20 protein-coding genes are annotated in these 24,932 nt (G+C 68.2%); 15 read left to right on the top strand and 5 right to left on the bottom strand.

Going from position 1 to position 24,932, the window contains the following annotated elements; translation table 11 throughout:
* The first annotated feature begins 5 nt into the window (after positions 1 to 5).
* From AC5P98_RS09775 to tkt, 7 genes are all read left to right on the top strand, one after another.
* Positions 6 to 935 (top strand): DUF58 domain-containing protein, encoded by a 930-nt coding sequence (locus tag AC5P98_RS09775; RefSeq protein WP_049407960.1) that lies wholly within the window; start codon positions 6 to 8, stop codon positions 933 to 935.
* Complete coding sequence (locus AC5P98_RS09780) at positions 932 to 1,381, top strand: DUF4381 family protein (protein WP_014648253.1); 450 nt, start codon at positions 932 to 934, stop codon at positions 1,379 to 1,381. Before AC5P98_RS09775 ends, AC5P98_RS09780 begins: the two co-directional genes overlap by 4 nt.
* Positions 1,378 to 2,382, top strand: coding sequence for a vWA domain-containing protein (locus AC5P98_RS09785; RefSeq protein WP_014648252.1), 1,005 nt, complete (start codon positions 1,378 to 1,380; stop codon positions 2,380 to 2,382). The genes AC5P98_RS09780 and AC5P98_RS09785 overlap by 4 nt, the downstream gene beginning before the upstream one ends.
* Complete coding sequence (locus AC5P98_RS09790; protein ID WP_495229982.1) at positions 2,379 to 4,217, top strand: VWA domain-containing protein; 1,839 nt, start codon at positions 2,379 to 2,381, stop codon at positions 4,215 to 4,217. The genes AC5P98_RS09785 and AC5P98_RS09790 overlap by 4 nt, the downstream gene beginning before the upstream one ends.
* A complete protein-coding gene (locus AC5P98_RS09795; RefSeq protein ID WP_495229983.1) occupies positions 4,214 to 5,929 on the top strand; it encodes a BatD family protein in 1,716 nt (571 codons plus the stop codon). The genes AC5P98_RS09790 and AC5P98_RS09795 overlap by 4 nt, the downstream gene beginning before the upstream one ends.
* Positions 5,930 to 5,986: 57 nt before the next feature.
* On the top strand, positions 5,987 to 7,306 hold the full coding sequence (locus AC5P98_RS09800) for a dicarboxylate/amino acid:cation symporter (RefSeq protein WP_014648249.1): 1,320 nt from the start codon (positions 5,987 to 5,989) through the stop codon (positions 7,304 to 7,306).
* Between the two features lie 216 nt (positions 7,307 to 7,522).
* On the top strand, positions 7,523 to 9,520 hold the full coding sequence (tkt, locus tag AC5P98_RS09805; RefSeq protein WP_014648248.1) for a transketolase: 1,998 nt from the start codon (positions 7,523 to 7,525) through the stop codon (positions 9,518 to 9,520).
* Positions 9,521 to 9,645: 125 nt separating this feature from the next.
* Here the strand turns inward: tkt and AC5P98_RS09810 are convergent, their stop codons facing one another.
* Together AC5P98_RS09810 and AC5P98_RS09815 are read right to left on the bottom strand one after the other, a co-directional pair.
* Positions 9,646 to 11,598, bottom strand: coding sequence for an acetyl-CoA hydrolase/transferase C-terminal domain-containing protein (locus AC5P98_RS09810; protein ID WP_049406588.1), 1,953 nt, complete (start codon positions 11,596 to 11,598; stop codon positions 9,646 to 9,648).
* 33 nt (positions 11,599 to 11,631) lie between these two features.
* Entirely contained in the window at positions 11,632 to 12,189 is a 558-nt protein-coding gene (locus AC5P98_RS09815; RefSeq protein WP_014648245.1) for a flavin reductase family protein, read from the bottom strand.
* A 118-nt stretch (positions 12,190 to 12,307) separates the two neighbouring features.
* Here AC5P98_RS09815 and AC5P98_RS09820 point away from each other — a divergent pair, with 118 nt between their 5' ends.
* From AC5P98_RS09820 to AC5P98_RS09830, 3 genes are read left to right on the top strand one after another with little or no spacing between them, the layout of a single operon-like run.
* Positions 12,308 to 12,673 carry a BlaI/MecI/CopY family transcriptional regulator gene (locus AC5P98_RS09820; RefSeq protein WP_049406228.1) on the top strand — a complete coding sequence of 122 codons (366 nt, stop codon included), beginning with the start codon at positions 12,308 to 12,310 and terminating at the stop codon, positions 12,671 to 12,673.
* Positions 12,666 to 13,907, top strand: coding sequence for a M56 family metallopeptidase (locus AC5P98_RS09825; protein WP_049406226.1), 1,242 nt, complete (start codon positions 12,666 to 12,668; stop codon positions 13,905 to 13,907). Before AC5P98_RS09820 ends, AC5P98_RS09825 begins: the two co-directional genes overlap by 8 nt.
* The gene (locus AC5P98_RS09830) at positions 13,904 to 14,467 is read left to right on the top strand and encodes a hypothetical protein (RefSeq protein ID WP_014648242.1); all 564 of its coding nucleotides are present in this window, start codon (positions 13,904 to 13,906) and stop codon (positions 14,465 to 14,467) included. The genes AC5P98_RS09825 and AC5P98_RS09830 overlap by 4 nt, the downstream gene beginning before the upstream one ends.
* A gap of 53 nt (positions 14,468 to 14,520) precedes the next feature.
* Here the strand turns inward: AC5P98_RS09830 and AC5P98_RS09835 are convergent, their stop codons facing one another.
* The 3 genes from AC5P98_RS09835 to AC5P98_RS09845 all read right to left on the bottom strand — a co-directional run bounded on the left by AC5P98_RS09835 (position 14,521) and on the right by AC5P98_RS09845 (position 17,010).
* Positions 14,521 to 15,321, bottom strand: coding sequence for an MBL fold metallo-hydrolase (locus AC5P98_RS09835; RefSeq protein ID WP_014648241.1), 801 nt, complete (start codon positions 15,319 to 15,321; stop codon positions 14,521 to 14,523).
* A gap of 11 nt (positions 15,322 to 15,332) precedes the next feature.
* Positions 15,333 to 16,151, bottom strand: a complete 819-nt coding sequence (locus tag AC5P98_RS09840; protein ID WP_049406223.1) for a S1/P1 nuclease — start codon at positions 16,149 to 16,151, stop codon at positions 15,333 to 15,335.
* 229 nt (positions 16,152 to 16,380) lie between these two features.
* Positions 16,381 to 17,010 carry an OmpW/AlkL family protein gene (locus AC5P98_RS09845; RefSeq protein WP_014648239.1) on the bottom strand — a complete coding sequence of 210 codons (630 nt, stop codon included), beginning with the start codon at positions 17,008 to 17,010 and terminating at the stop codon, positions 16,381 to 16,383.
* A gap of 192 nt (positions 17,011 to 17,202) precedes the next feature.
* On the opposite strand from AC5P98_RS09845, the gene gap reads away from it, so the two are divergent.
* The 5 genes from gap to AC5P98_RS09870 all read left to right on the top strand — a co-directional run bounded on the left by gap (position 17,203) and on the right by AC5P98_RS09870 (position 24,835).
* Positions 17,203 to 18,207: a type I glyceraldehyde-3-phosphate dehydrogenase gene (gene gap / locus AC5P98_RS09850; protein WP_005414333.1), complete on the top strand. Its 1,005-nt coding sequence runs from the start codon at positions 17,203 to 17,205 to the stop codon at positions 18,205 to 18,207.
* Positions 18,208 to 18,332: 125 nt separating this feature from the next.
* The gene (locus tag AC5P98_RS09855; protein ID WP_049406221.1) at positions 18,333 to 21,011 is read left to right on the top strand and encodes a DUF2339 domain-containing protein; all 2,679 of its coding nucleotides are present in this window, start codon (positions 18,333 to 18,335) and stop codon (positions 21,009 to 21,011) included.
* Positions 21,008 to 22,384 carry a DUF3999 domain-containing protein gene (locus AC5P98_RS09860; protein ID WP_049406219.1) on the top strand — a complete coding sequence of 459 codons (1,377 nt, stop codon included), beginning with the start codon at positions 21,008 to 21,010 and terminating at the stop codon, positions 22,382 to 22,384. Before AC5P98_RS09855 ends, AC5P98_RS09860 begins: the two co-directional genes overlap by 4 nt.
* Positions 22,385 to 23,009: 625 nt before the next feature.
* Positions 23,010 to 24,185 (top strand): phosphoglycerate kinase, encoded by a 1,176-nt coding sequence (locus AC5P98_RS09865; RefSeq protein WP_049405010.1) that lies wholly within the window; start codon positions 23,010 to 23,012, stop codon positions 24,183 to 24,185.
* The gene (locus AC5P98_RS09870) at positions 24,182 to 24,835 is read left to right on the top strand and encodes an HAD hydrolase-like protein (protein WP_014648235.1); all 654 of its coding nucleotides are present in this window, start codon (positions 24,182 to 24,184) and stop codon (positions 24,833 to 24,835) included. The genes AC5P98_RS09865 and AC5P98_RS09870 overlap by 4 nt, the downstream gene beginning before the upstream one ends.
* Positions 24,836 to 24,932 lie beyond the last annotated feature (97 nt).

A 24,932-nucleotide genomic window follows, 5' to 3' on the forward strand; every position in this document is an offset into this window, starting at 1 on the left:
TGCGCATGACCGATCCATCCCTGGAACAGGCACCGTCCGCGCTCGAAGGTGACGGGCTGCGCCCGCAGCTGGCCGAACTGGTCGCGCTACGGCGGCTGGCACAGCGTCCGCCGCCGCCGCGCCGTGGCCGCACCGGCAACGCGGGCCAGGCACCGTCCCAACTGCGCGGCCGCGGCATGGAATACGCCGAGTCGCGCGAATATGTAGCTGGCGACGACGCGCGCCACATCGATTGGCGCGTGACTGCGCGCACCGGCCGCGCCCATACCAAATTGTTCCAGGCCGAGCGCGAGCGGGTCAGCCTGATCGTGGCCGATACGTCGCCGGCGCTGTACTTCGGCACGCGCGTGCGCTTCAAATCGGTGCAGGCCGCCCGTGCCGGTGCGGTTGCCGCGTGGTCGGCGCAGCGCCGCGGCGACCGCGTGGGTGCGCTGCGCGGCAGCGATCGCGAAGCGCCGATTGCCCCCGCGGGCGGGCCACGCGGCGTGCTGCGCGTGCTCGACGCGCTGACCCGCTGGTATGCACAGCCGCCGGCCGACGATCTGGGCCTGGCGCGCGCGCTGGATCATGCCGGTCGCGTGCTGCGCCCGGGGGCACGCATGCTGGTGCTGGCCGATCCGCAGCAGGCCATCCGCATTCCGCCCGCGCGCTGGAGCGCGCTGGCCCAGCATCACGATCTCAGCCTGGTGCTGCTGGTTGATCCGCTGGAACTGCATCCCCCCTCGGCGGCGCTACAGTTCCAGACCGCACAGCAGCGCATCGGCCTCGACCTGCGCCGCAGTGAAGTGCAGGCGCGTTGGCAGGCACACTTCGTCGAACCGCTGCAGGAACTGCGGCGCCAGCTCGGCGCACGCCGTGTCGATGTGCAGGTGCTGTCCACGGATGCGCCCAGCGACGCGTGGCTGGCGCCATCACCGACCGAGGTGCCGGCGTGAGCGCCGCGCTGCCGCTGCGCGATGTGCAGTTGCCACCGGCACCTTCATGGTGGCCGCCTGCCCCCGGTTACCTGATGGTCGGCGCGGCGGTTGTGCTGGTGCTGTTGGTGATCGCCGTGCTGATGTGGCGGCGTCGCCGTCGCCGCCAGCGTTGGTTGCAGCTGTTCGATAGCGAACTGGCAGCCACCACCGACGCTGCGGCCGAACTGGCGGCCATTGCCGGATTGCTGCGCCGTGCCGCACGCCGTGCAAAGCCGGGCAGTGAATCGCTGCGCGATGATGCCTGGTGGCAGCGTGTAGACCCGCAGGGCACGTTGCCCGATGCGCGTCGCAGCCTGCTGGCCGAAGGCGCGTATCGCCCACGCGTCGACAGCAGCGACGTGGCGGCCGTGCGCAGTTGGGCCCGCGAGCGCTATCTGGCGATGCTGCTGGAGCGCCGCCGATGAACCTCTGGACGACCTATTGGCCATGGCCGGACCTGCAGCTGGCATGGCCACTGGCATTGCTCGCGCTGCCGTTGCCGTTGCTGATGCGCTGGTGGAAGCGCCGTGCAGAACCGGGCGCCGCGCTGCGTGTGCCCTACGCCGCCGCCGAGCTCGAAGCGCTGTCCGGTGGGGGCCGCGTCGACGTGTCGTGGCTGCGCACGCTGCTGCTATGGCTGGGCTGGTGCGCGCTGTGCATCGCGCTGGCACGGCCGCAGCAGCTGGGCGAAGCCATCACGCCGCCGCAGCAGGGCCGGCAGATGATGCTGGCGATGGACGTGTCCGGCAGCATGGGCGAGGGTGACATGGTGCTGGGAGCCCAGGCGGTTGATCGCCTCACCGCGGCCAAGGCCGTGCTGGCCGACTTCCTGGATCGTCGTGCCGGCGACCGCGTCGGCCTGCTGATTTTCGGTGATCGCGCCTACACGCTTACGCCGCTTACCGCAGACCTGGCCAGCGTGCGCGATCAGTTGCGCGACAGCGTGGTCGGCCTGGCCGGGCGCGAGACCGCCATCGGTGATGCCATCGGCCTGGCGGTGAAGCGCCTGCGCAGCCAGCCGGAGGGACAGCGCGTACTGATCCTGTTGACCGATGGTGTCAGCAACGCCGGTGTGCTGGAGCCGCTGCGCGCCGCGGAAGTCGCGCGCGCCGAAGGCGTGCGCATCCACACGGTTGCATTCGGCGGCGATGGCAGCATGCGCCTGTTTGGTATCCCGATTTCCACCGACCAGGATCCGGTCGATGAGGCCACCCTGAAGAAGATCGCCAGCATGACCGGTGGCCAGTTCTTCCGCGCGCGTGACACCGCGCAGCTGGCCGGGATCTACGCCGAGCTCGATCGCCTGGAGCCGGTCGCCGCGAAGGGGCCGAGCCTGCGTCCGCGCGAAGAACGCTATGCCTGGCCGTTGGGGCTGGCGTTGCTGCTGGGCGTGCTGGCCTGGCTGTGGCCGGAGCGTCGCCGATGATCGCGTTTGCTTCGAATCTCCCCGATTGGAGCGCATTGCACTTCCTGCGACCGGAGTGGTTGTGGGCGCTGCTGGCGTTGCCCCTGATCCTCGCGCTCGCGGTGTACCGGCAGCGACGCAGTGATGCGTGGCGGCAGGCGGTGGACGCACACCTGTTGCCGCACCTGCTGGCCGCGGGCGCGAAGCGGCGAGTGCGCCTGCCATGGGCGCTGCTGCTGGGCTGGACACTGGCATCGCTGGCCATGGCCGGGCCGAGCTGGCGCCAGCAGGCACAACCGATGTTCCAGGCCAGCGCACCGCTGCTGGTGGTGCTGGACCTGTCCAGCCGGATCACGGCAACCGATCTTCCGCCGTCGCGCCTGCTGCAGGCGCGGGCGAAAGTGGGCGAACTGCTGCGCGCGCGCCAGGGCGGGCAGGTGGGGCTGGTGGTGTATGCCGATGATGCCTACACCGTGGCGCCGCTGACCGACGACGGCAGCAATGTTGCGTTGTATCTGGATGCGCTGTCGCCGGACGTGATGCCGCGTGATGGCCAGCGTGCCGACCGCGGCGTCGACTGGGCGACACGCTTGATGCGGCAGATCGGCGCGTTGCAGGGGCAGATCCTGCTGGTCAGCGATCAGGCGGACAGCGAAGCTGCACTGGCGGCGGCGCAGGCACGCAGCCTGGGCCTGCATGTGTCGGTGCTGGGCCTGGGCACGCCTGCCGGTGCGGCCTACCGCGATGGCAATGCGCAGATCCGCCAGGCCGCGCTGGATGAGGGCAGCCTGCGTGCAGTCGCCACTGCCGGTGGCGGCCGCTATGCGCGCATCTCTGCCGATGACGGCGATCTGCGTGCGCTCGGTGTACTCGACGCGCGCGACGGCACGGCGGCGCAGCGGCCGGGCGAAGGCAAGCAGTGGCGTGACGAAGGCTTCTGGTTGCTGCCGCCGGTGATGCTGCTGGCATTGCTGGCCTTCCGCCGTCGCGCGGTGCTGGCCGCGGTGCTCGCGGTGGGTCTGCTGCCATGGATGAATGACGCGCAGGCGCAGGCCCCTGCGACGCCTGTCTCGCAGCCGGCGCAGGGCACGCTGTGGAAGCGCAGCGACCAGCTGCAGCATCAACGCCTGGCCGAGGGGGTTCAGGCCTACCGCAGGGGCGACTTCGCCACTGCACGCAGACAGTTCGAAGGCATCGACAGCGATGCCGGTTGGTACAACCTGGCCAACACGCTGGCACGCGAAGGCAACTACGACGACGCGATTGCCGCCTACGACCGCGCGCTGGCGCTGCATCCGGGCATGGCCGATGCGGTGGCCAACCGTGCCGTGGTCGATGCCGCACGCAAGCGCAGGCCATCCGGGGGCGGCCAAGGCCAGGATCAACAGAAGCCACCGCACAACGGGCAGCAGAAACAACCGCAGGGCCCGCAGGGCCAGCAGAACCCACAGGGACAGCCGAAGCAGGGCCAGCAGCAACCCGGCCAGGGCCAGCCGCCGTCGGGCCAGCAGGGCCAGCCCAAGGCGGGTGACAACAACGCGCAGTCGGAGCCTCAGCCTGGCGAACGTGGCCGCGATGGCCAGCAGGCACCACCGCAGGTGGAAGATGCCAAGGCGCAGGCGCAGGCCGATGAACAGCAGCGCCAGCGCATGCAGCAGGCGATGCAGCAGGCACGCGAGGGTGAGGCCGGCAAGGGCGGCAAGCCAGTGCCGGGTGGTGAGGGCCGCACGCCGCGCCAGCGCGAGGAGCAACAGGCGGTGGAGGCATGGATGAGGCGTGTGCCGGATGATCCGGGCGCATTGCTGCGGGCCAAGTTCCAGCTGGAAAACGAACGCAGGAAGAGGGAAGGGCGATGACGCGGTCGATCAACATGCACGGGCACTGGCCTCGACAGGTACTGGCGGCGCTGCTGTTGTGGCTGCCGCTGCTGGCCTGGGCGCAGCCGCGCGCGTGGCTGGACCGCGACCGCATCGCGATGGGCGACACGGTCACGCTCAATGTCGAGAGCGACCAGGGCGCCCCTGACTTCACGCCATTGCGCACCGACTTCGACCTGAGCGGGCAGACCAGCAGCCGCCAGGTGGAATGGAGCAATGGCAGCATGCAGCAGCGCAACCTGTATGGCGTGGCGCTGACACCACGACGTAGTGGTGCGCTGGTGGTACCGGGCCTGCAGGTGGGCAGTGTGCGCACCGCACCGCTGACGCTGCAGGTCGATGCGGCGGCCGTGGCGGGGCCCGACAGCAATGCGATGGCCTTCATCGAAACCGTTGTCGATGACGATACGCCGTATGTGCAGCAGAGCGTGGGCGTGGTGGTGCGGCTGTACTTCGCCTCGCAGCTGGCCTCCGGCGAGCTGGTGCTGGATACCCCGGCGGGCGCGTCGTTGCAGCGTGTGGGCGACGACCGCACCGATGTACGCCAGGTCAACGGGCGCCGCTACAACGTGGTCGAACGGCGTTTCCTGCTGATCCCTGAGCGCAGCGGCGCGTTGCGCCTGGCCGGTGCCCGTTTCAGTGGGCGCAGTGCGGGTGGCTTCTTCGACGACTTCTTCGGCGGTGGCGATGGCCGCATGAATGCCACCGGCGCAGACCGCACGCTGCAGGTGCAGGCACAGCCGGCGCAGGCCCCGCAGCCGTGGCTGCCACTGCAGAGCCTGCAGCTGCGCTACACCAGTGCGCCGACCAGTGCCCGCACCGGTGAGGCCGCCAACGTGGTGGTCGAAGCGGTTGCCGAAGGCGCGACGCGCGCGCAGTTCACCGACCTGCCGGTGCCGGATGTCGGCACCAATGCGCAGGTGTTCGCCGAACCGGCACAGTACGAAGAGACCTTCAACGGCAGCACGCCGCGCCTGAAGATCACCCGCCGCTATTCGATCGTGCCGCGCCAGCCGGGTTCGCTGGTGGTGCCGGGGCCGCGCCTGCCCTGGTGGGATGTGCGTAACGGCAAGGCGCAGGAGGCGAAGCTGCCGGACCTGACGCTGGCCGTCGCGGCCGGCACCGGCACCGGCACTGCCTCACCGGCGCCATTGCCGCCGATCGACACCGATGCCGCGCTGCCGGGCGCCGATGGCCGGGACAGCCGCATCGCCGCGACCGATCCGCGTGCCAGCGGCCTGTCCGAGCGTCCGTGGCCGTGGATGGCGGCGGCCATCGGCCTGGCGTTGCTGTGGCTGCTGACTCTCCTGTGGGGCTGGCAGCGAGGTCGGCGCCCGCGCGCAGTGGCGCCAGTAGCGGGCAAGGCCTCTGTGCCGACTGCGGCGGGCGGGCGTGCCGGCCTGGCAGAACTGCGCCGCGCGCTGGATGGCGAGGGCTTCGACCAGGTGGAAGCACAGCTGTGTGCGATGGCTGGTGTGGAACGCATCGAGCAGGTCATCGCGCGGCTTGGGGATGCAGCCCAGCGTCAAGTGCTACAGGACCTGCAGCAGGCGCGGTGGGGCGGGCAGGGGGATCTGGCGCCGCTGCGCACGCGCCTGCGCGAGGTCTTCCGTGACGGACCGCACTGGTCGGCGGCTGCGGGCACCGCCGACACTGACCTGGCGCCGCTGTATCCGCCGCGGCGAACCTGAACCGGCGCCGCTTGCGCGCTTTGTTAGAGTGCATTCATTTTTCGAGGAAACCCGCGTATGACAGCAGCTGCTGCCGACAAGAAGAAGTTGCCCCTGCATTGGAAGATGGGCATCGGCTTTGCGATCGGCCTGGTCCTGGGACTGATCGTGCACGCCCTGGGCGGCAGCGTCGATGGTCTGCAGGCTGGTGCCAAGTGGGTAATGGACTACGTCACCACCCCGGCGTCGGGCCTGTTCCTCAACCTGATCTTCATGCTGATCGTGCCGCTGATCTTCTCGGCGCTGATCATGGGCGTGTCGGAGATGGGCGACATCCGCGCCCTCGGCCGCATCGGCTGGAAGACCCTGGCCTACACCGTGCTGCTGTCCGGCATCGCGGTGGGCATCGGCCTGGTGCTGGTCAACCTGCTCAAGCCGGGCGCGGGCGTCGATCCGCAGACTGCGGCACTGATGCTCTCGGAGAACGCCGAGCGCAGCAAGGAAATCGTCGCTGGCATCCACGGCACGCCGAAGGGCATGGACATGCTGCTGTCGATCGTGCCGAGCAACGTGCTGCAGGCGGCGTCGGACAATGGCGCGATCCTGTCGCTGATGTTCTTCGCGCTGATGTTCGGCATCGGCATGGTGCTGACCGACAACGAGAAGGTCGCCCCGCTGCGCCGCGCCATCGAAGGCGTGTTCGAAATCTCGATGACCCTGATCAACCTGGTCATCCGCCTGGCCCCGTACGCGGTGGCCTGCTTCATGTTCAACCTGGCCGCGCTGTTCGGTTTCGAGCTGATCATCCGCCTGGGCGCCTACGTGGGCGTGGTGGTGCTGGCGCTGGGCCTGCACATGATCGTGACCTACGGTACTGCGGTGTGGCTGTCCGGCCGCTCGCCGCTGTCGTTCTTCCGCGATACCCAGGAAGCAACGGTGATGGCGTTCTCCACCGCCTCCAGCAATGCCACCCTGCCGACCGCGCTGCGCGTGGCCGACCAGATGGGCTTGCCGCAGCGCGTGTCGCGCTTCGTGCTGACCGTGGGTGCCACCGCCAACCAGAACGGCACCGCGCTGTTCGAGGGTGTGACGGTGATCTTCCTGGCCCAGTTCTTCGGCGTGGACCTGAGCATCGGCCAGCAGATCATGGTGATGGCGGTCTGCATCCTCGGTGGCATCGGCACTGCCGGCGTGCCGTCGGGCTCGCTGCCGGTGGTGGCGATGATCTGCGCGATGGTCGGTGTGAACCCGCTGGGTATCGGCCTGATCCTGGGCGTGAACCACTTCCTGGACATGTGCCGTACCGCGCTGAACGTGACCGGCGACCTGGCCCTGACCACGCTGGTGGCCAAGGGCGAGTCGCACGATGGCCCGGCGCTGGGTCCGCAGCAGGACTGAGTCCAACGCCCCTCCTGGCGACCTGATCGGGGTCGGATTCCTTTCCTCAGGGGAAAGGGCTCCGGCCCCTTTTCACATGCGGAATCCGGCGGAGATCACGTCCTTGCGGGCCAGCGGCCGGCACGACCGGGCAAGGTGAACCGACCCCCCGCCCGGCGACTATGGGACAATAGGCCGCCCGCACGTCCGCGGCCGCCTCCCGATTCCGACAGAACCATGACGCAGCCTACCCGTCGCCAGTTGGCCAACGCCATCCGCTTCCTTGCCGCCGATGCGGTTGAAACCGCAAAGTCCGGCCACCCCGGCATGCCCATGGGCATGGCCGACATCGCCGAAGTCCTCTGGAACGACTACCTCCGCCATAACCCGAGCAACCCGCACTGGTTCAACCGCGACCGTTTCGTGCTGTCCAACGGCCACGGTTCGATGCTGCAGTACGCGCTGCTGCACCTGAGCGGCTACGACCTGCCGATCGAGCAGCTGAAGCTGTTCCGCCAGCTGGGCAGCCACACCGCCGGTCACCCGGAACGCCACGAGACCCCGGGCGTGGAGACCACCACCGGCCCGCTGGGCCAGGGTTTCGCCAACGCCGTGGGCTTCGCCCTGGCCGAGAAGCTGCTGGCACAGCGCTTCAACCGCCCGGAGCTGGAAGTGGTCGACCACCGCACCTGGGTGTTCATGGGCGATGGCTGCCTGATGGAAGGCGTGTCGCATGAAGCGGCCTCACTGGCCGGTACCTGGGGCCTGCACAAGCTGGTCTGCTTCTGGGACAACAACCACATCTCCATCGACGGCAACGTCGAGGGCTGGTTCACCGACAACACCCCGGAGCGTTTCGAGGCCTATGGCTGGAACGTGGTCCGCGACGTCGATGGCCATGACCCGGACAGCATCAAGGCCGGCATCGAGGCCGCGCTGTCGCAGAGCGACAAGCCGACCCTGATCTGCTGCCGCACCACCATCGGGTTTGGTTCGCCGAACAAGGCGGGCAAGGAATCCAGCCACGGTGCACCGCTGGGCAAGGACGAGCTGGAAGCCACCCGCAAGCAGCTGGGCTGGGAATACGGCCCGTTCGAGATCCCGCAGGCGATCTACGACGGCTGGCGCGCCAATGGCGCCGGCACCCTGCGCCAGGCCGAGTGGGAACAGCTGTTCGACAAGTACGCCAGCCAGTACCCGGCTGAAGCAGCCGAACTGACCCGCCGCTCGCATGGCGAACTGCCGGCCGACTTCGTTGCCAAGGCCGATGCGTACATCGCCCAGGTGGCCGCGGAAGGCCCGACGATCGCCTCGCGCAAGGCGTCGCAGCTGGCCATCGAAGCCTATGCCCCGCTGCTGCCGGAAATCGTCGGCGGCTCGGCCGACCTGGCGCACTCCAACCTGACCCTGTGGAAGGGCAGCAAATCGGTTGCCAGCGACGACGCCAACGCCAACTACGTGTATTACGGCGTGCGCGAGTTCGGCATGACCGCCATTGCCAACGGCCTGGCCCTGCACGGTGGCTTCATTCCGTTCGACGCCACCTTCCTGGTGTTCAGCGACTACGCCCGCAACGGCGTGCGCATGAGCGCGCTGATCCCGGCGCACGCCATCCACGTCTACACCCACGACTCGATCGGCCTGGGCGAAGACGGCCCGACCCACCAGCCGGTGGAGCACCTGGCCTCGCTGCGCTACATCCCGAACAACGACGTGTGGCGTCCGTGCGATGCGGTCGAGTCGGCGGTGAGCTGGAAGGCCGCGATCACCCGCCAGGACGGCCCGAGCTGCCTGGTGTTCAGCCGCCAGAACCTGCCGCACCAGCCGCGCAGCGCCGAGCAGATCGCGCAGATCGAGCGCGGCGGTTACGTGCTGGCCGATGCCGCCGGCACCCCGGATGTGATCCTGATCGCCACCGGTTCGGAAGTCTCGCTGGCCACCGAAGCCAAGGCCCAGCTGGATGCGGCTGGTCTCAAGACCCGCGTGGTCTCGATGCCGTCCACCGACGTGTTCCTGCGCCAGGACGCGGCCTACCGTGAATCGGTGCTGCCGAACGCGGTGCGCAAGCGCGTGGCTGTGGAAGCCGGTGTCACCGGCTTCTGGCGCCAGTTCGTCGGCCTGGACGGTGCCGTGATCGGTATCGACACCTTCGGTGCCTCCGCCCCGGCCGACCAGCTGTACAAGCACTTCGGCATTACCACCGCCCACGTGGTGGAAGCCGCCAAGGCGCTGTAAGCAGCATCGCGACGTAATGAGGAAAGGCCGGCGCACGCCGGCCTTTTCTTTGCCGCAGGAAAAAGGGGACGGAGGGGATTAAGTCGTTTGTGCACAAACGACTTAATCCCCTCCGTCCCCTTTTCTCAGGCGGTGCGCGCCAGTGCCAGCCGCAGCAGGCGCGCGTCCAGGCGTTCGGCGAAATCCTTCGGTGCCTGCAGGCCCATGCGCTGCAGGTACACCGCATCGCCGTCGCCGGCCGGTTGCCGTAGTGCTGCCCAGACGGTACGCAGCTTGTCGCCGCGGGTCTGCGTATTGGCCTTCAGCCACGCCAGCGCTTTCACCAGCACCTGCTCGATCTCGTTGAAGTCACTGCCCAGCGGATAGTCCGGCAGACTGCCATCGGCGCGGAACGGGGCCAGCGCCGCTGTCAGCGCCTGCGGCGTATTGCGCTGCTGCCGCTGCGGATCCGGTTGCGCGACCGCCAGCAGTTTGCGCGAGGCGTGCGCCTGCTGCAGCAGGCCGCCCTGGAACGGGGCCTCGGTGATTGCGGTCATCGCATGCACGCAGTCCTCGTCGGTCAGTCCGCGCAGGTCGGCAATGCCGTATTCGTTGAGGTAGATGTCGCGCAGGTGGCGCGGAATGGTGGTGTGCCCGTAGTTCCAGCGCACGTTGGATTCGCGTCGGCCCTTGTCATCGCGCGCGGCGCGGAACATCAGCACGCTGCGGGCTTCCGGCAGGGCATGTGCCATCGCCACGAAGTTGTACTGGCCGCCCACACCGGATACCACGCGTCCATCGTCCAGCGCGTCGGACACCGCCGCGCCCAGCGCGGTGGCCATCATGCAGGAGTTGAAGAAGCGCGCATGGCGGCGCTGCAGGCGTTCCAGCGTTTCGTTGCCGCCGTACAGCTGGTTGATCTCGCTGATGCGGCGCATGCCGATCGCACGGCACTCGTCCTCCGGCAGCGTGCGCAGCCACTCGTAGAATTCCGGCGAGCCCAGGTAGAACGCGCCGTGCAGGTACTCACCTTCGGCCGCCAGGGTGGCGTGGTCGATCGACAGCGTGCTGCCGTTCTCGATGCGCTGCATCAGCGCCAGGTCATCGTGTACCTTGCGCTTGATCACCCCGGTCTGCACCAGCCTGCGGAAGCCCTCGTTGAGCATCTCGCTGCAGCCGTACAGGCCCACTTCGAACGGGTCCACGCCGCCGATCTCCTGCACCAGCGGGTGGCTGGCCAGCTGCGGATCCAGCGCGTGCAGCACGCGGCGGTAGCGCGCGTTGTCGGTGTGGCGCAGCACCAGCGCATGGCTGAGCGCGTCGGCCAGCGTACCGATGCCGATCTGCAGCGTGCCGCCATCGCGCACCAGCGTGCTGGCGTACAGGCCGATGGCGTAGTCGACATCGCCGACCGGCTGCCGCGGCAGCCCGAACAGCGCCGGGTACGGCGGCGGTGGGGTGATCACCAGATCGAAGAACGAGACATCGACCGTGGCCGAGCCGCCCAGGTAGGGCAACTGGGGATCGATCTCGGCAATCAGCAGCGGACGCGGCAGGCCACGTGCGGTCATCGCGTCCAGCGTGTCCTGGGTGATGTCGTTGTTGCACGACAGGGAAAGCCGGCGGTCGTTCGGGCGCATCGCCACTTTCTGCACGATCACCTGTGGCGCGCGCTGCGCCACCGCATCGGCGGCGTGGGTGTAGTTCAGGCTGGTATAGCTGGATTGCGCCTGGCGCGACCCGAGCAGGGCGCCGGATTGCATGTAGAACTCTTCCACCTGCACATGTGCCGGCAACGCGTCGCGTGCGATCGCATCGGCATAGGCCAGGCGCGGGAAGTCGTCGCCGAAATGGCGCTGCGCGAACGGCGCCAGGAAGCGCGCCTCCAGGCCGTTGCCCCGCGCCTTCGGCGGATTCAGCGACAGCGCGGTATACAGCTGCAGCGGCCGCGAAGGATCATGTTCGACGCGTGCGTAGAGGGCATTGAGCAGCCGATGCGGCTTGCCCAGTGCCAGCGGTGCCCCGATCCGCAGCGGCCCGTCCACGCGCGCAAACAACCAGTCGACGGCGGCGTCCAGGTCGGTGAGGTGTTCGGTCATGCGCGGCGGTCCTGCGTCGGGGGAGTGCGGGCATTACAGCATGTCGGGCTTGAACCGCCGTCGACGCGAGACTTCCGCGCCGGCCACCATGAACTGCCCATCGCCGCGGTAATGCACCGTGCGCGGCAGTTTCGGCCGGGGCGCAACATGGGCATGCACGATTTCCCAGATGAACAGATTGCTCGCTGCCACCTGGCTGTCGTCGTACAGGCGGCATTCGAAGCACGAATGGCATTGGCCGACCAGTGGCGCGCCGACCTCACGCGCGGGCAGTGCGTCGAGCCCGAAACGGGCGAACTTGTCGACCTCGCGGCCGCTGCAGTTGCCGATGTCCACCACGGTATCGAGCAGCTCCACCCCGGGCACGTTGATCACGCACTCGCCGCTGCCGCGCGCCAACGCGTGGCTGTGGTTTGCGTCCCACAGGTAGGTGGCGACCAGTGAAGGCGAGAAGCCCATGACCATGTGCCAGCCCATCGTCATCAGGTTGCGCTGGCCGCGCCATGCCGTGCTGACCAGCACGATCGGGCCGGGTTCGAGGAAGCGGCGGGCCTGCTCGACCGGGAAATCCTTCTTCGGCAGTGCTTTCATCCGGGGCCAGGGGCGGGAGGAACCGATGCTGGCGCAGCCGGGATGAACCCGGAGTCGAGGGGCTTGACAGGTAGTTCGATTACGCGCGTAATCAATCCGTCGATTACGGATGTAAACCATGACCCCGATCAGCGAAGCCGAAGCCGTCGTGATGGAGGTGCTGTGGCAGCAGGCACCGCGTAGTGCCGATGACGTGGTGGCCGCGCTGGCCCATCGCGACTGGGCCGAGCCGACCATCAAGACCCTGCTCAACCGCCTGCTGACCAAGGGCGCGATCACTGCCGAGCGCGATGGACGGCGTTACCTGTACCGGCCGCTGCTGCAGCGACAGACGTGGGTGGAGGCGCAGAGCCAGGACTTCATCGGCCGTGTCTTCGAAGGGCGCGTGGCGCCGCTGGTCGCGCACTTCAGCGAACGCGGCCAGCTGAGCGCGCAGGACATCGCCGAACTGAAGAAGCTGATCCAGGAGCTGGACCATGACTGAGCTGCTCGACGGACTGTGGCGGGTCAGCTTGTGGCTGGCCGTGGGTGTGGTCCTGCTGGCGGTGCTGCGACCGCTGCTGGTGCGGTTGGGGGGCGCTGGGCTGGCCTACCGCAGCTGGTGGCTGCTGCCGCTGCTGCTGGTGGCCCTGACGCTGCCATTGCCACAGGTTGCGGTGTTGCAGCAGGTACCCACGCTGCCGCTGAAAGTGATGCCCGGTGCCCTCGATGCCCTGAGCGGGCCCTCGCTGCCATGGGCCGGGCTGTTGTTCGCGCTGTGGGCATTGGGCGCGGGCATCCGCCTGTTGCGCGACCTGCACGCACAACATCGTTTCGAACGGAGCATGGGCCCACTGACGCCGCGCACCGATGGCAGCTGGCAGGCCAGCGGCGATCCCGGCTTGCCCGCGCTGGTTGGCCTGTGGCGCCCACGCATCGTGGTTGGTCCCGACTTCGACCTGCAGTTCACCGCACAGGAACAGAGCTTGATCCTGCAGCACGAGCGCAGCCATCACCGTCATGGCGATCACTGGGCCAACGGTGCGCTGCTGCTGGTGCGCGCGGTGTTCTGGTTCCACCCGCTTCTGCCGTGGGCTGCGGGCCGCTTCCTGCGCGACCAGGAACTGGCCTGCGATGCCCGCACCATGGCCCCGCAGCCGGCGCTGCGCGGCCTCTACGCCAGCACGCTGCTGAAGGCGCAGCTGGTCCACCCGGTTGCGCCCGTGGTCTGCCATTGGCGCAGCCAACCCGTGTTGAAGGAGCGTATCGCCATGTTGAAGCAGTCCAAGCGGAAGGCATTGCCGTGGGTGTCCGGGCAGGTGCTGGTGGTCGGGTTGTGTGTGGGCATGGGCGCGGTGGCATGGGCCAGCCAGGGCGGCGCGGTTGGGAGCCCGGGGATCGGTGTCGAGCCGTTCGAGCACGCTGAGGAAGATGCGGCCAAGGCTGGGCTGGACCGTCCGATCCAGATCGACAGGATGCCACCGCCGTCCTATCCGAAATCCGCGTTCGAGCAGCGCCAGGTAGGTGTGGTGAACCTGCGCGTGGAGGTGGATGCGCAGGGGCGTCCCAGCGATGTCCGCGTGCTCAGTGCCACCAATCCGGGCGTGTTCGATGCGGTGTCGATCGCTGCGGCACGCAGCTGGACCTATCGGCCGGCGATGAAGAACGGTAAGCCGGTTGCAGCGGCGGTGAAGATTCCGATCACGTTCGCCATGGACAACACCGAGGACACCCAATGAAGTCCGCTGCGCTGATCATGGCGGCAGCGCTGCTGGTGGGGTGTGCGAGCCAGGACCGCCTGACCACGGTGGATACCCGCAGCGAAAATGTCGGCCACCAGCGCCTGCAGCCGCAGGCGGGCAGCGGCGGTGGACAGTCGCAGGTGTATTCGCTGGGTGCGACCGAAGGCTACCGGATGCCCCAGCTGTACGCGGCACCAGACCCGGAGGTTGGCGATCGTGACCCGCGCGCGGAACTGGCGCCGACCACGATCTGCCTGCAGGTGGTGGTTGATGCCAATGGCGCCGTGGAGCGAAGCCTGCCATTGACCGATCGTCCGGAGTGCGCGGCAGGTGCTGCGGGCGAGAATGCGCCCCTGCTGCAGGCTGCCCAGGAAGCCGTGGCGATGTGGAAGTACTCGTCCGCAGCGGTCTGCCACTTCGCGGCGGGCAAGGTGCCTGCCGACCGCGGTGACTGCCGGGGCGCCGAGCGCGTCGAGCCGGTAGCGGTCACCCTGCAGTACGCCTTCACGTTCGAGATCGTGAAGGGCCAGCACGTGGTGCGGATGCAGGGAAAATGAACGCTCGCGGTCCGTGATGGAAACCGATGGCGCCGGGCTCTGCCCGGCGTACGTCAGGCCCCGCCCTGGATATTGGCCTTTACCGCAGGCTGCATCAGCTTCGGTTCTTCCAACGTCGCATCGCGGGCCTGGCGCACGCTGACGAACTCCGCCTCGGCCACGCCGTCGTGCACGTGGATGTTGTGCGCGCGCTGTTCACCGATGGTGGTTTCGTTGGCGAAGTCGCGGCCGCCCGGGCCGTAGTCGTGGCAGACGAACACGCGGGTGGCATCCGGCAGGGCCAGCAGGCGCTGGATCGAGCGGTACAGCTGTGCGGCATCACCGCCGGGGAAGTCGCAGCGGGCAGTGCCGCCATCGGGCATGAACAGCGAGTCGCCAGTGAACAGCGCATCGTCAATCAGGTAGGCGATGCTGTCGCTGGTGTGGCCAGGCACGGCGATCACCTGGCAGCGCAGTTCGCCCAAAGTGAAGGTCTCGCCGTCACTGAACAGGTGGTCGAAGATTTCATCGGCGCCCGGAAGCTGCAGGCCATAGCGTGGCGCAAACGTCGCCTGCACCGCGCGGATGCCTTCACCGATGGCCAGCGTGGCCTGCGGAAAGCGCTGCTTGAGCCGGCGCCCGGCCGACACATGGTCGGCGTGGGCATGCGTCTCCAGCAGCCAGCGCAGCTGCAGGCCCTGTTGTTCGATGGCCTGCAATGCCGCGCGCAGCGGTGATTCGCTGCTGGCGTCGGTGTCCGGGTCGTAGTCCAGGACCGGATCGATCAGCGCCGCCTCGCCGCTGGCCGGGTCGCTGACCAGGTAGCTGAAGGTGTTGCTGTCACGGTGGAAGAACGACTGCACCTGGACCGGCATTGGAGCTCTCCTCAGCGCGTGCCGAGCACGCGGTTCAGCAACTGCGCCAGGTTTTCACCGGCCAGCCGCAGCTGCGCTTCGGCCAGCGGCCGGTAGCGCTCGGTGTACTCGTCACCGATTTTACGCGAGGCCGGATAAACGCCAGGTTGCATGGAGATGCGGCAGCTGGCTTCGGCCCAGGCCTGCGGGTCGCGCTGCGGGTTGGACTGGCGCGCCAGCTTCGGTGCGCGCTGGCTCTGCAGCACCGGCAGGTAGCCGGCATCGTCCAGCTTGCGGGTGTTGAGCATGCCGCTGTCCCACAGCGAGTGCAGGTTGGTACCGCGGTTGCCGAACTGCAGCTGGAAATCATTGCCGCCCTTGTCGTGGGCGTAGCCGGCGTGCATCGGCTGGTGGATGTCGCCGACCAGGTGCACGACGAACTTCAGCGCCTGCAGGCGCTCGCCGTCAGTCAGGCTGCGGTCGCCCAGAATGGCGCTCTGCGCCTTGAGGGCTTCGACGATGCAGTTGCCGTTCCTGCAGTGCTTCGGTGCTTCGTAGTGGCAGTCGTCTTCGGCGATGTTGACGTAGTGCCAGCCGGCCGAGCGACGGCCCAGGCCCGGGTCCTTGGCGCGCAGCTGGTCGGCCCAGGGCGCGATGCTGGCCAGGGTGGCGTCCGGTTCGGTGGCCAGCAGGCGGTCCACTTCGGCGCGGGCGGCGGGGGTGAGGCGGGCGTCGGCGACTTCGGCGACAAGGCGGTGGCCTTGCGCGCCCCAGGCATGGGCAGGGGCGGAGACGGACAGCAGGGCCGGCGCCAGGGCGGCGGCGAGGAACAGGGAGTGCAGGGCTTTCATGCGCCCATTCTAGCGGGGTAGGTGGATTGAAGAGCGGCGCGTTCCTGTTCCGAAGTGGAAGCGTAGAGGGAGGGGCGTGTCCCGGCTCCGCTCCCTGCCTTGCCCCAGCTCCGGAACCGCTTCAGTCCCAGGCACAAAAAAGCCCCGGCAATTACCGGGGCAACATGCTGCGAGGGCTTTGCGTGTAGCGGGGGAGCGGGGGCGAAGCCCCCGCGCCCAATACACCGCTTTAGAACTTGAAGACGTACGAAGCGCCGTAGACCAGCGGATCGATGTTGACCGTGCCGATCTTCTCGCCGTTCAACTTCACCTTGCTGTCGATGTCGATCCAGCGCATGTCCACGCGCAGGGCGCCCTTCTCGCCGATCGCGAAGTCCACGCCGGCGTGTGCGGCCAGGCCCCACGAATCCTGCAGCTTCAGCTTGCTGCCGGCCAGCGCACCCGTAGTGTCTTCGCTGAAGAAGGTGGTGTAGTTCAGGCCGGCGCCGACGAACGGCGACACCTTGCCCTTGCTGTTGAAGTGGTACTGCAGGGTGACCACCGGCGGCAGTTGCTTGGTGCTGCCGACGCGGCCCAGGCCGTTGATGTTGATGTCGTGCTTGAACGGCAGCGCGGCCAGCACTTCGATGCCCAGGTTGTCGGCGATGAAGTACTCGCCGGTGATGGTCGGCTTGACGTCATTGTCGACGTCGACCTTCAGGGTGCCGCCGGCCAGCCAGCCGTTGTTCGACTTCGGCGCCACCTGGTGCACGCCGGCCGAGACGGTCCAGTCGCCCTTGGACTGGGCCATGGCCGGGGCGGCGGCGAGCGACAGGGCGGCGGCCAGGCTGGCCACGATCAGGGGGGAGGTCTTGCGCATGGGGGTGTTCTCGTTGCTGGGTGGATGGCGACAGTCTCGGCCTCACGCCGCGCTAACGCTTTGATCCGGATCAAATCCTGTCCGTGGGCCGGCCGGCGGTCCCGGCTGGCCCACGGTGGCCAGCGGCGGTTTGCTAGACTTGTGGGCCCTATCCATCCCGCCGCACCTGTCGCGGCCGCAGGAGCTTGAGAAATGGCAATCAAGGTTGGTATCAACGGTTTCGGTCGCATCGGGCGTAACGTCCTGCGCTCGGCGGTGCTGAACTTCGGCGACGACATCGAAATCGTGGCCATCAACGATCTGCTGGAGCCGGACTACCTGGCGTACATGCTCAAGTACGACTCCGTGCACGGCCGCTTCAAGGCCGACGTGGCGGTGCAGGGCAACGACCTGCTGGTCAACGGCAAGAAGATCCGCCTGACCCAGGAACGCGACCCGGCCAACCTGAAGTGGGATGAAGTCGGCGCTGATGTGGTGCTGGAAGCCACCGGCCTGTTCCTGACCAAGGAAACCGCGCAGAAGCACATCGATGCCGGCGCCAAGAAGGTCATCATGTCGGCCCCGTCGAAGGACGACACGCCGATGTTCGTGTACGGCGTGAACGACAAGACCTACGCCGGCCAGGCGATCATCTCCAACGCCTCGTGCACCACCAACTGCCTGGCCCCGCTGGCCAAGGTCATCAATGACAAGTGGGGCATCAAGCGCGGCCTGATGACCACCGTGCATGCGGCCACCGCCACCCAGAAGACCGTCGATGGCCCGTCCAACAAGGACTGGCGCGGCGGCCGTGGCATCCTGGAAAACATCATTCCCTCGTCCACCGGTGCGGCCAAGGCCGTCGGCGTGGTCATTCCGGAACTGAACAAGAAGCTGACCGGCATGAGCTTCCGCGTGCCGACCTCGGACGTGTCGGTGGTCGACCTGACCGTCGAGCTGGAAAAGGAAGCCACCTACGCCGAGATCTGCGCCGAAGTGAAGGCACAGAGCGAAGGCCCGCTGAAGGGCATCCTGGGCTACACCGAAGACAAGGTGGTGGCCACCGATTTCCGCGGCGAAACCTGCACCTCGGTGTTCGACGCCGATGCCGGCATCGCCCTGGACGGCACCTTCGTCAAGCTGGTGACCTGGTACGACAACGAGTGGGGCTACTCGAACAAGTGCCTGGAAATGGCCAAGGTCATCGCCGCCAAGTAAGGCCGGCGTAGATCGCAGACGAACCCCGGCCTGGCCGGGGTTCGTCGTTTAAGGGGCCCACCCTGTCGTAGCATGGGGCGGTCGACCGCTGCCGCTGGGGCGCGGGAACGCAATGGAAGCACGCAATGGAAGCACTGATCGCACTGGTCGTATTGGTCCTGTTGGCCATCCCCCTGCTGCTGGTGGTGGCGCTGGTGATGATCTCCGGCCTGCGCCGCCGCGTCGCGGCGCTGGAAAGCGCGATGGCCGCCGCGCCTGCCACCGCCAGGCCGGCCGCCAGCGCGCCCACGCCTGAACGGGCTGCGGCCACGCCCACGGCCAGTGCCGATCCACCGTTCCTGCGGCCGGTCGCCGCTGCTGCGCCGCACCCCACGCAGCCACCGGTGCGCGAAGCAGCGCCGACCGAGGCGCCTGTTCCCCGACCTGCTGCGCCACCGCCGGTGCCACCGGTGCCGGTGCAGCCGCCGCTGCCTTCCGAGCCGGCACTGCCCAACGTCATCGAGCGCGGCATCGGTGCGGTCAAGCGCTGGTTCACCGAAGGCAACGTCCCGGTCAAGATCGGCATGCTGGTGCTGCTGGCCGGTGTCGCTGCGCTGCTGAAGTACGTCAGCGACCAGGGCTGGCTGGTGTTGCCGATCGAGCTGCGCCTGGCCGGCATCACTGCGGGCGCGCTGGGCCTGCTGGCCTTTGGTTGGCACCAGCGCGAGCGCCGGCGCCTGTTTGCGCTGGCATTGCAGGGCGGTGCCATCGGCGTACTGCTGCTGACCATCTTCGCGGCCTTCAAGCGCTTCGACCTGATTCCGCCGGGCTTCGCCTTCGCCAGCTCCATTGCCCTGGTGGCCGGGCTGTGCGTGCTGGCGGTGGTGCAGAACTCGCGCACGCTGGCCGTGCTGGGCATCCTGGCCGGCTTCATGGCACCACTGTGGCTGTCCACCGGCAGCGGCAATCACGTGGGGCTGTTCAGCTATTACGCGGTGCTCAACGCGGGCATCTTCGCCATCGCCTGGTTCCGCCCTTGGCGCGCGCTGAACCTGCTGGGCTTCGCCTTCACTTTCGGCATCGGCACCTTCTGGGGCGCGCTGCAGTACGTACCGGACAAGTTCAGCAGCACTGAGCCGTTCCTGCTGTTGTTCTTCGTGTTCTACCTGCTGATCCCGCTGCTGTACGCGCGCCGCCAGCCGGCCGGCCGGCGCGATCTGATCGATGGCAGCCTGGTGTTCGGCGCGCCGCTGGTCGCATTCTCGTTGCAGGCAGGCATGCTGCACGAACAACCGATGACGCTGGCACTATGCGCGCTGGGCCTGGCCGCGATCTACGCGGTACTGGCACGGGCGCTGATCGCACGTGCGTCGTACACCATGCTGGCGCAGTCGCATGCCGTGCTTGCGGTGGGCTTCGCCACGCTGGCGGTGCCGCTGGCCTTGTCGGCGCGTGCCACCGGTGCCGTGTTTGCGCTGGAAGGTGCAGGCCTGGCCTGGTTGGGGCTGCGCCAGAAGCGCTGGCTGCCGCAGGTATCCGGCGCGTTGCTGCAGATCGGCGCCGCATTCGCCTTCGTTGCCGGTGGCGACCACTGGCACGAAGACCTGCGCTTCCTGATCAACCCGACCGCCATCGGCGCGCTGTTGCTGGCCCTGGCCGGCTTCGCGTCGGCGTGGAGCTACCAGCGCAGGCCACGTCATGAGGTCGCACTGGTGTACTACCTGTGGGGCCTGCTGTGGTGGCTGGGCGGCCTGGTCCATGAGATCACGCGCTTCTTCCCGTACCGCACCGAAGTGGACGCGTTGCTGGTGCTGGCCGCGGTCACTGCCTGGCTGGTGGCCGAAGTGCAGCGTCGCCAGCCGGCGCGTGCACTGGGCGTGACCGCACTGGCCATGCTCGCGCTGGGCTTCCCGCTGGCCCTGGTGCAGAGCGATGCACACCACCAGCCGTTCGCCGGTTATGGCGCGCTGGCCTGGGCGGTGTTCGCGGTGCTGGGCGTGCGGACCCTGCTGTGCCTGCGCCAGGGCGGCGATACCGTGGCCCGCATCGCGCAGTTCCTGTGGTGGCTGCTGTGGCCGTCGCTGCTTTCGCTGCTGGCCCTGTGGGGCGGTGGCGAAGCCGATCTGGCGCAGGGCTGGACGACCCTGCTGGTGACCTTGCCATGGCTGCTGATGGCGGCACTGTCGCTGTGGCGCTGGAATGCGCTGCGCTGGCCATTGGGACAGGCCTTCGACAGCGTGCGCGTCCCGCTGCAGTGCGTGCTGTTCGGCCTGCTGTCGATCGGCTGGCTGTTGGGCCAGCTGCTGCCGGGCGACGCCGCACCGCTGTTGTGGCTGCCGGTGCTGAATCCGGCCGAGATCGGCCAATGGTTGAGCCTGTTGCTGCTGGCGCGCTGGCTGTACAGCAATCAGGGATCGCAGGCCCCGCAGGCATTGCTGAACATCCGCATGCCGCTGCTGGCACTGGCGGCCTTCGTCGCGCTGACCAGCCTGGTGCTGCATGGCGTGCACCAGTGGGGTGGGCTGGCGTGGAACGCGTCGATGATGCGCTTCAGCCTGGCCCAGACCAGCCTGACCGTGTTGTGGAGCGTGCTGGGCGTGATTGCCTGGGTGTGGGGTTCGCGTCGTGGCCAGCGTGTGCTGTGGATGGTCGGTGCCGTGCTGATGGGCGTGGTACTGGCCAAGCTGGTTATTGTCGATCGCCAGCACCTGGGCAACCTGCTGGGCATCGCATCGTTCATCGCCTACGGCCTGCTGTGCACGGTCGTGGGTTATCTGGCACCGGCTCCGCCGAGCGTGGCGCCGACCGTGGAGGAAAAGCAATGAGGAAGTGGAGCAGGGCGCTGCTGCCGGCGATGTTCGGCATGCTGGCCGCCGTCGTGGTGCAGGCGGCTGATTACCGCACGCAGTATGCCGAGCAATGGCCGCTCACATTGTCCAGCGCGCAGTCCGGTGCCTACCGCATCGTGCTGGAGCCGGCGATCTACCGCCGTGCCGTGAGCCCCGACCTCAGCGACCTGCAGGTGTTCAATGCAGCCAGCCAGCTGCTGCCGTCGGCACTGCTGGCGCCGGACCAGCCGCTGGCGCAACCGCCGGTGCAGCGTGAACTGCCGTGGTTTGTGCTGCCACCGCTGGCCGATGCCCAGCGCAACGATCTGCAGCTGCTGACCGAGCGTGATACCGATGGGCGCGTGCGCCGGGTCGAAGCACGGGTGAGTGGCGGGGCGACGGCGAACGGGCAGGGCGGCTGGCTGATCGACGCCAGCATGCTCGACCAGCAGCCGCTGGCGGCGCTGGTGCTGGACTGGGCCGACAGCGGCCAGCCGCTGCAGGCGCAGGTTCAGCTGGATGCCAGTGATGACCTGCAGCACTGGCGATCGATGGGTCGCGACGTGCCGCTGGTGGATCTGCAGCGCGCCGGCAAGCGCCTGCTGCAGCGCCGCCTGCAGGTGGACGGCACTGCACGCTACCTGCGCATCCTGGCGCAGGGCGACTCGCGGCTGCCGACCCTGCGCGGCGTGTTGGCGGAACTGCCGCCAGCGCCGGCCACGCTGCCGTGGGAATGGCTGTCGCTGGAGCCGACGTCGAAGGGCAAGGGCGAATACACCTTCGAGATGGATGGCCGGTTCCCGGTGGCGCGCGCCGATGTGGCCAGCACCGACAACAGCCTGGTGCAATGGACGCTGTTCAGTCGTGATGACGAGAGTGCCGAGTGGCAGCGCCGCAGCGCGCCGTGGATCGCCTACCAGGTGCAACAGGGCACGCAGGGCCAGCGCCAGCAGTCGGCGGCGCAGCCGCTGGGCGGCGTGCACCGCGACCGCTACTGGAAGCTGGTGGCCAATCCGGCGGAATCTGCCACTGCGGCGACGCTGCGCCTGGGCTACCAACCGGAAGTGCTGGTGTTCCTGAGCCAGGGTGCGGCGCCCTACGCACTGGCGGTGGGCAGCGCGACCGCGCGCCGCACGGACGCGCCGATCGGGGTGTTGATCGAGGAACTTCGGCAGCGCAACGATCCGTCGTGGCAGCCGACGCTGGCGCGACTGGAAGGCAGCCCGGAGCCGCTGGCGGGCGATGCGGCGCTGAAGCCGCAGCATGACTGGAAGTCGTGGCTGTTGTGGGCGCTGCTGGGTCTGGGCGTGCTGGTGGTGGGTGGTCTGGCGCTCAGCCTGCTTCGGCAGAAGCGGACGCCTTCGGCGTAGGTTCCGGCGAACGGCGCAGCCCCTCGTGGGTGGCTGCAAAGCGCGATCCCGGGGATGGGCCGAGCGGGTGGGCTGGGCAGGGGACGCCGTGAATCCGTCCCTGGAGGCTTAGCCGCGCCATCCATGGCGCGGATACCCCTGCCCAGCCCACCCGCCCGGCCTCTGACAGTTTCCGTGTGCGTCCACCCACGGAAATAAAAAAAGAAGAGCAAAAGCTGCTTGGCTGGGCGCTCTTTGTAGAGCCGAGCCCACGCTCGGCTGCTGCTCGCGGTAGACCCAGCCGAGCATGGGCTCGGCTCTACATTGGTTTCTCCGACATCAGAAACCGCTCTTGCTCCTGCCTTTGCCATCCGCTCCGCCTCATGAACCTGTCGAGGCCGGGATGGTGTGGGGTGGCAGGGGTGTGAGCCACATGGATGCGGCGACCAAGCCCCCATGGACGGGTTTACGGCGTCCCCTGCCACCCCACAGCACCCCGGCTCACCCTCAGCACCAAGAAGCGCCAGCGCTTTGGCTGTTGCAGTTCGCTGTTGCCGTACGCCTCTGCCTGCCGCAGGCATCGCCACCCGATACAATGGCCGCCTGCCGTAGCCCGGCATCCCGTCCCTGAGCCAAAGAGTTGCCCATGTCCATCGTCCGCATGACCGACCTCGACCTCTCCGGCAAGCGCGTGCTGATCCGCCAGGATCTGAACGTGCCGATCGAGAATGGCCGCATCACCTCCGAACAGCGCATCACCGCTTCGCTGCCGACGCTCAAGCGCGCGCTGGAGCAGGGCGCGGCGGTGATGGTCACCTCGCACCTGGGGCGCCCGAAGGAAGGCGTGTGGAGCGAAGCGGAGTCGCTGGCGCCGGTCGCCCAGCGCCTGTCCGAGCTGCTCGGCCGCGAGGTTCCGCTGGTGCGTGACTGGGTCGACGGCGTCGACGTGCAGCCGGGCCAGCTGGTGCTGCTGGAAAACTGCCGCATGAATGTCGGCGAGGGCAAGGACGACGAGGCCCTGTCGAAGAAGTACGCCGCCCTGTGCGACGTGTTCGTGATGGATGCCTTTGGTACCGCACACCGCGCGCAGGCCTCGACCCATGGCGTCATCCGCTTCGCCCCGGTCGCGGCCGGTGGCCCGCTGCTGATGGCCGAGCTGGACGCGCTGGCGCAGGCGCTGGACGCACCGGCCAAGCCGCTGCTGGCCATCGTTGCCGGCAGCAAGGTCAGCACCAAGCTGGAACTGCTGGCCAACCTGGTCGGCAAGGTCGACCAGCTGATCGTTGGTGGTGGCATCGCCAACACATTCATCGCTGCCGCCGGCTACAAGGTCGGCAAGTCGCTGTATGAGCCGGACCTGCTGGACACCGCGAAGAAGATCGTGGCCGATGCCAAGGCGCGTGGCGCCGACATCCCGCTGCCGGTCGACGTGGTCACCGCCAAGCAGTTCATGCCGGACGCTGTTGCCGAAGTGAAGGCGGTCGACGCCGTCGCCGAGGACGACCTGATCCTGGATATTGGCCCGCAGACCGCTGCGCAGTACGCGCAGCTGATCGGAAAGGCCGGCACCGTGGTCTGGAACGGCCCGGTCGGCGTGTTCGAGTTCGAAGCCTTCAGCAAGGGCACCGAAGCGCTGGCCCGCGCCATCGCCAGCTCGCCGGCATTCTCCATCGCGGGCGGTGGCGACACCCTGGCGGCGGTCGACAAGTTCGATATCGCCGGACAGGTCAGCTATATCTCCACTGGCGGTGGTGCGTTCCTGGAGTTCCTGGAAGGCAAGACCCTGCCGGCCGTCGCCGCGCTCGACGCGCGCGGCGCATGAGTGCCGACCGTAGCAAGGATGTCCTGTTCTTCGACCTCGACGGCACGCTGATCGATTCGCAGGTGGGCATCACCGCCTGCATCGCCTATGCGCTGCAGAAGATGGACCATCCGGTGCCGCCGCAGGAGACGCTGCTGGGCTGGATCGGTCCGTCGCTGCGCACCACCTTCGCGCCGCTGTTCGTCGAACCGGCACGGGTGGAACAGGCGGTGGGCTACTACCGTGAGCGCTTCGACGTCGAAGGCTGGCGTGAACACACGGTGTACCCGCAGGTGGAAGACACGCTGCGCACGCTGCATGGCCGTGGCCACCGCCTGGCGGTGGTCACCGCCAAGAACGAGCCGCATGCGCGCCGCATCCTTGCGCACCTGCCGTTTGGCGGGCTGTTCGAGGAGATCATCGGTTCGACCCTGGATGGCTCGCGCAGCCACAAGCCGGAGCTGGTCGGGGAAGCTCTGCGCCGGCTGCAGGTGCAGCCCGCACAGTGCTGGATGATCGGCGACCGCCGCATGGACATCGAAGGCGCGCGTCACCACGGCCTGCGCAGCGTGGGTGTGCTGTGGGGCTTTGGCGGTGAGGCGGAACTCACCGCGGCCGGCGCTGGCCAGCTGGCACGCGAACCGGCGCAGCTGGAAACGCTGCTGGCCTAGCTTCCTGTAGCGCCGAGCCGATGCCCGGCTGCTCCGGCGAGTGGCCAGCCGGGCATGGGCTCGGCTCTATGGAATGCCCTGCGCCAGCGTATGTCCG

Source organism: Stenotrophomonas sp. YJH_SMC_135 (assembly GCF_059372355.1).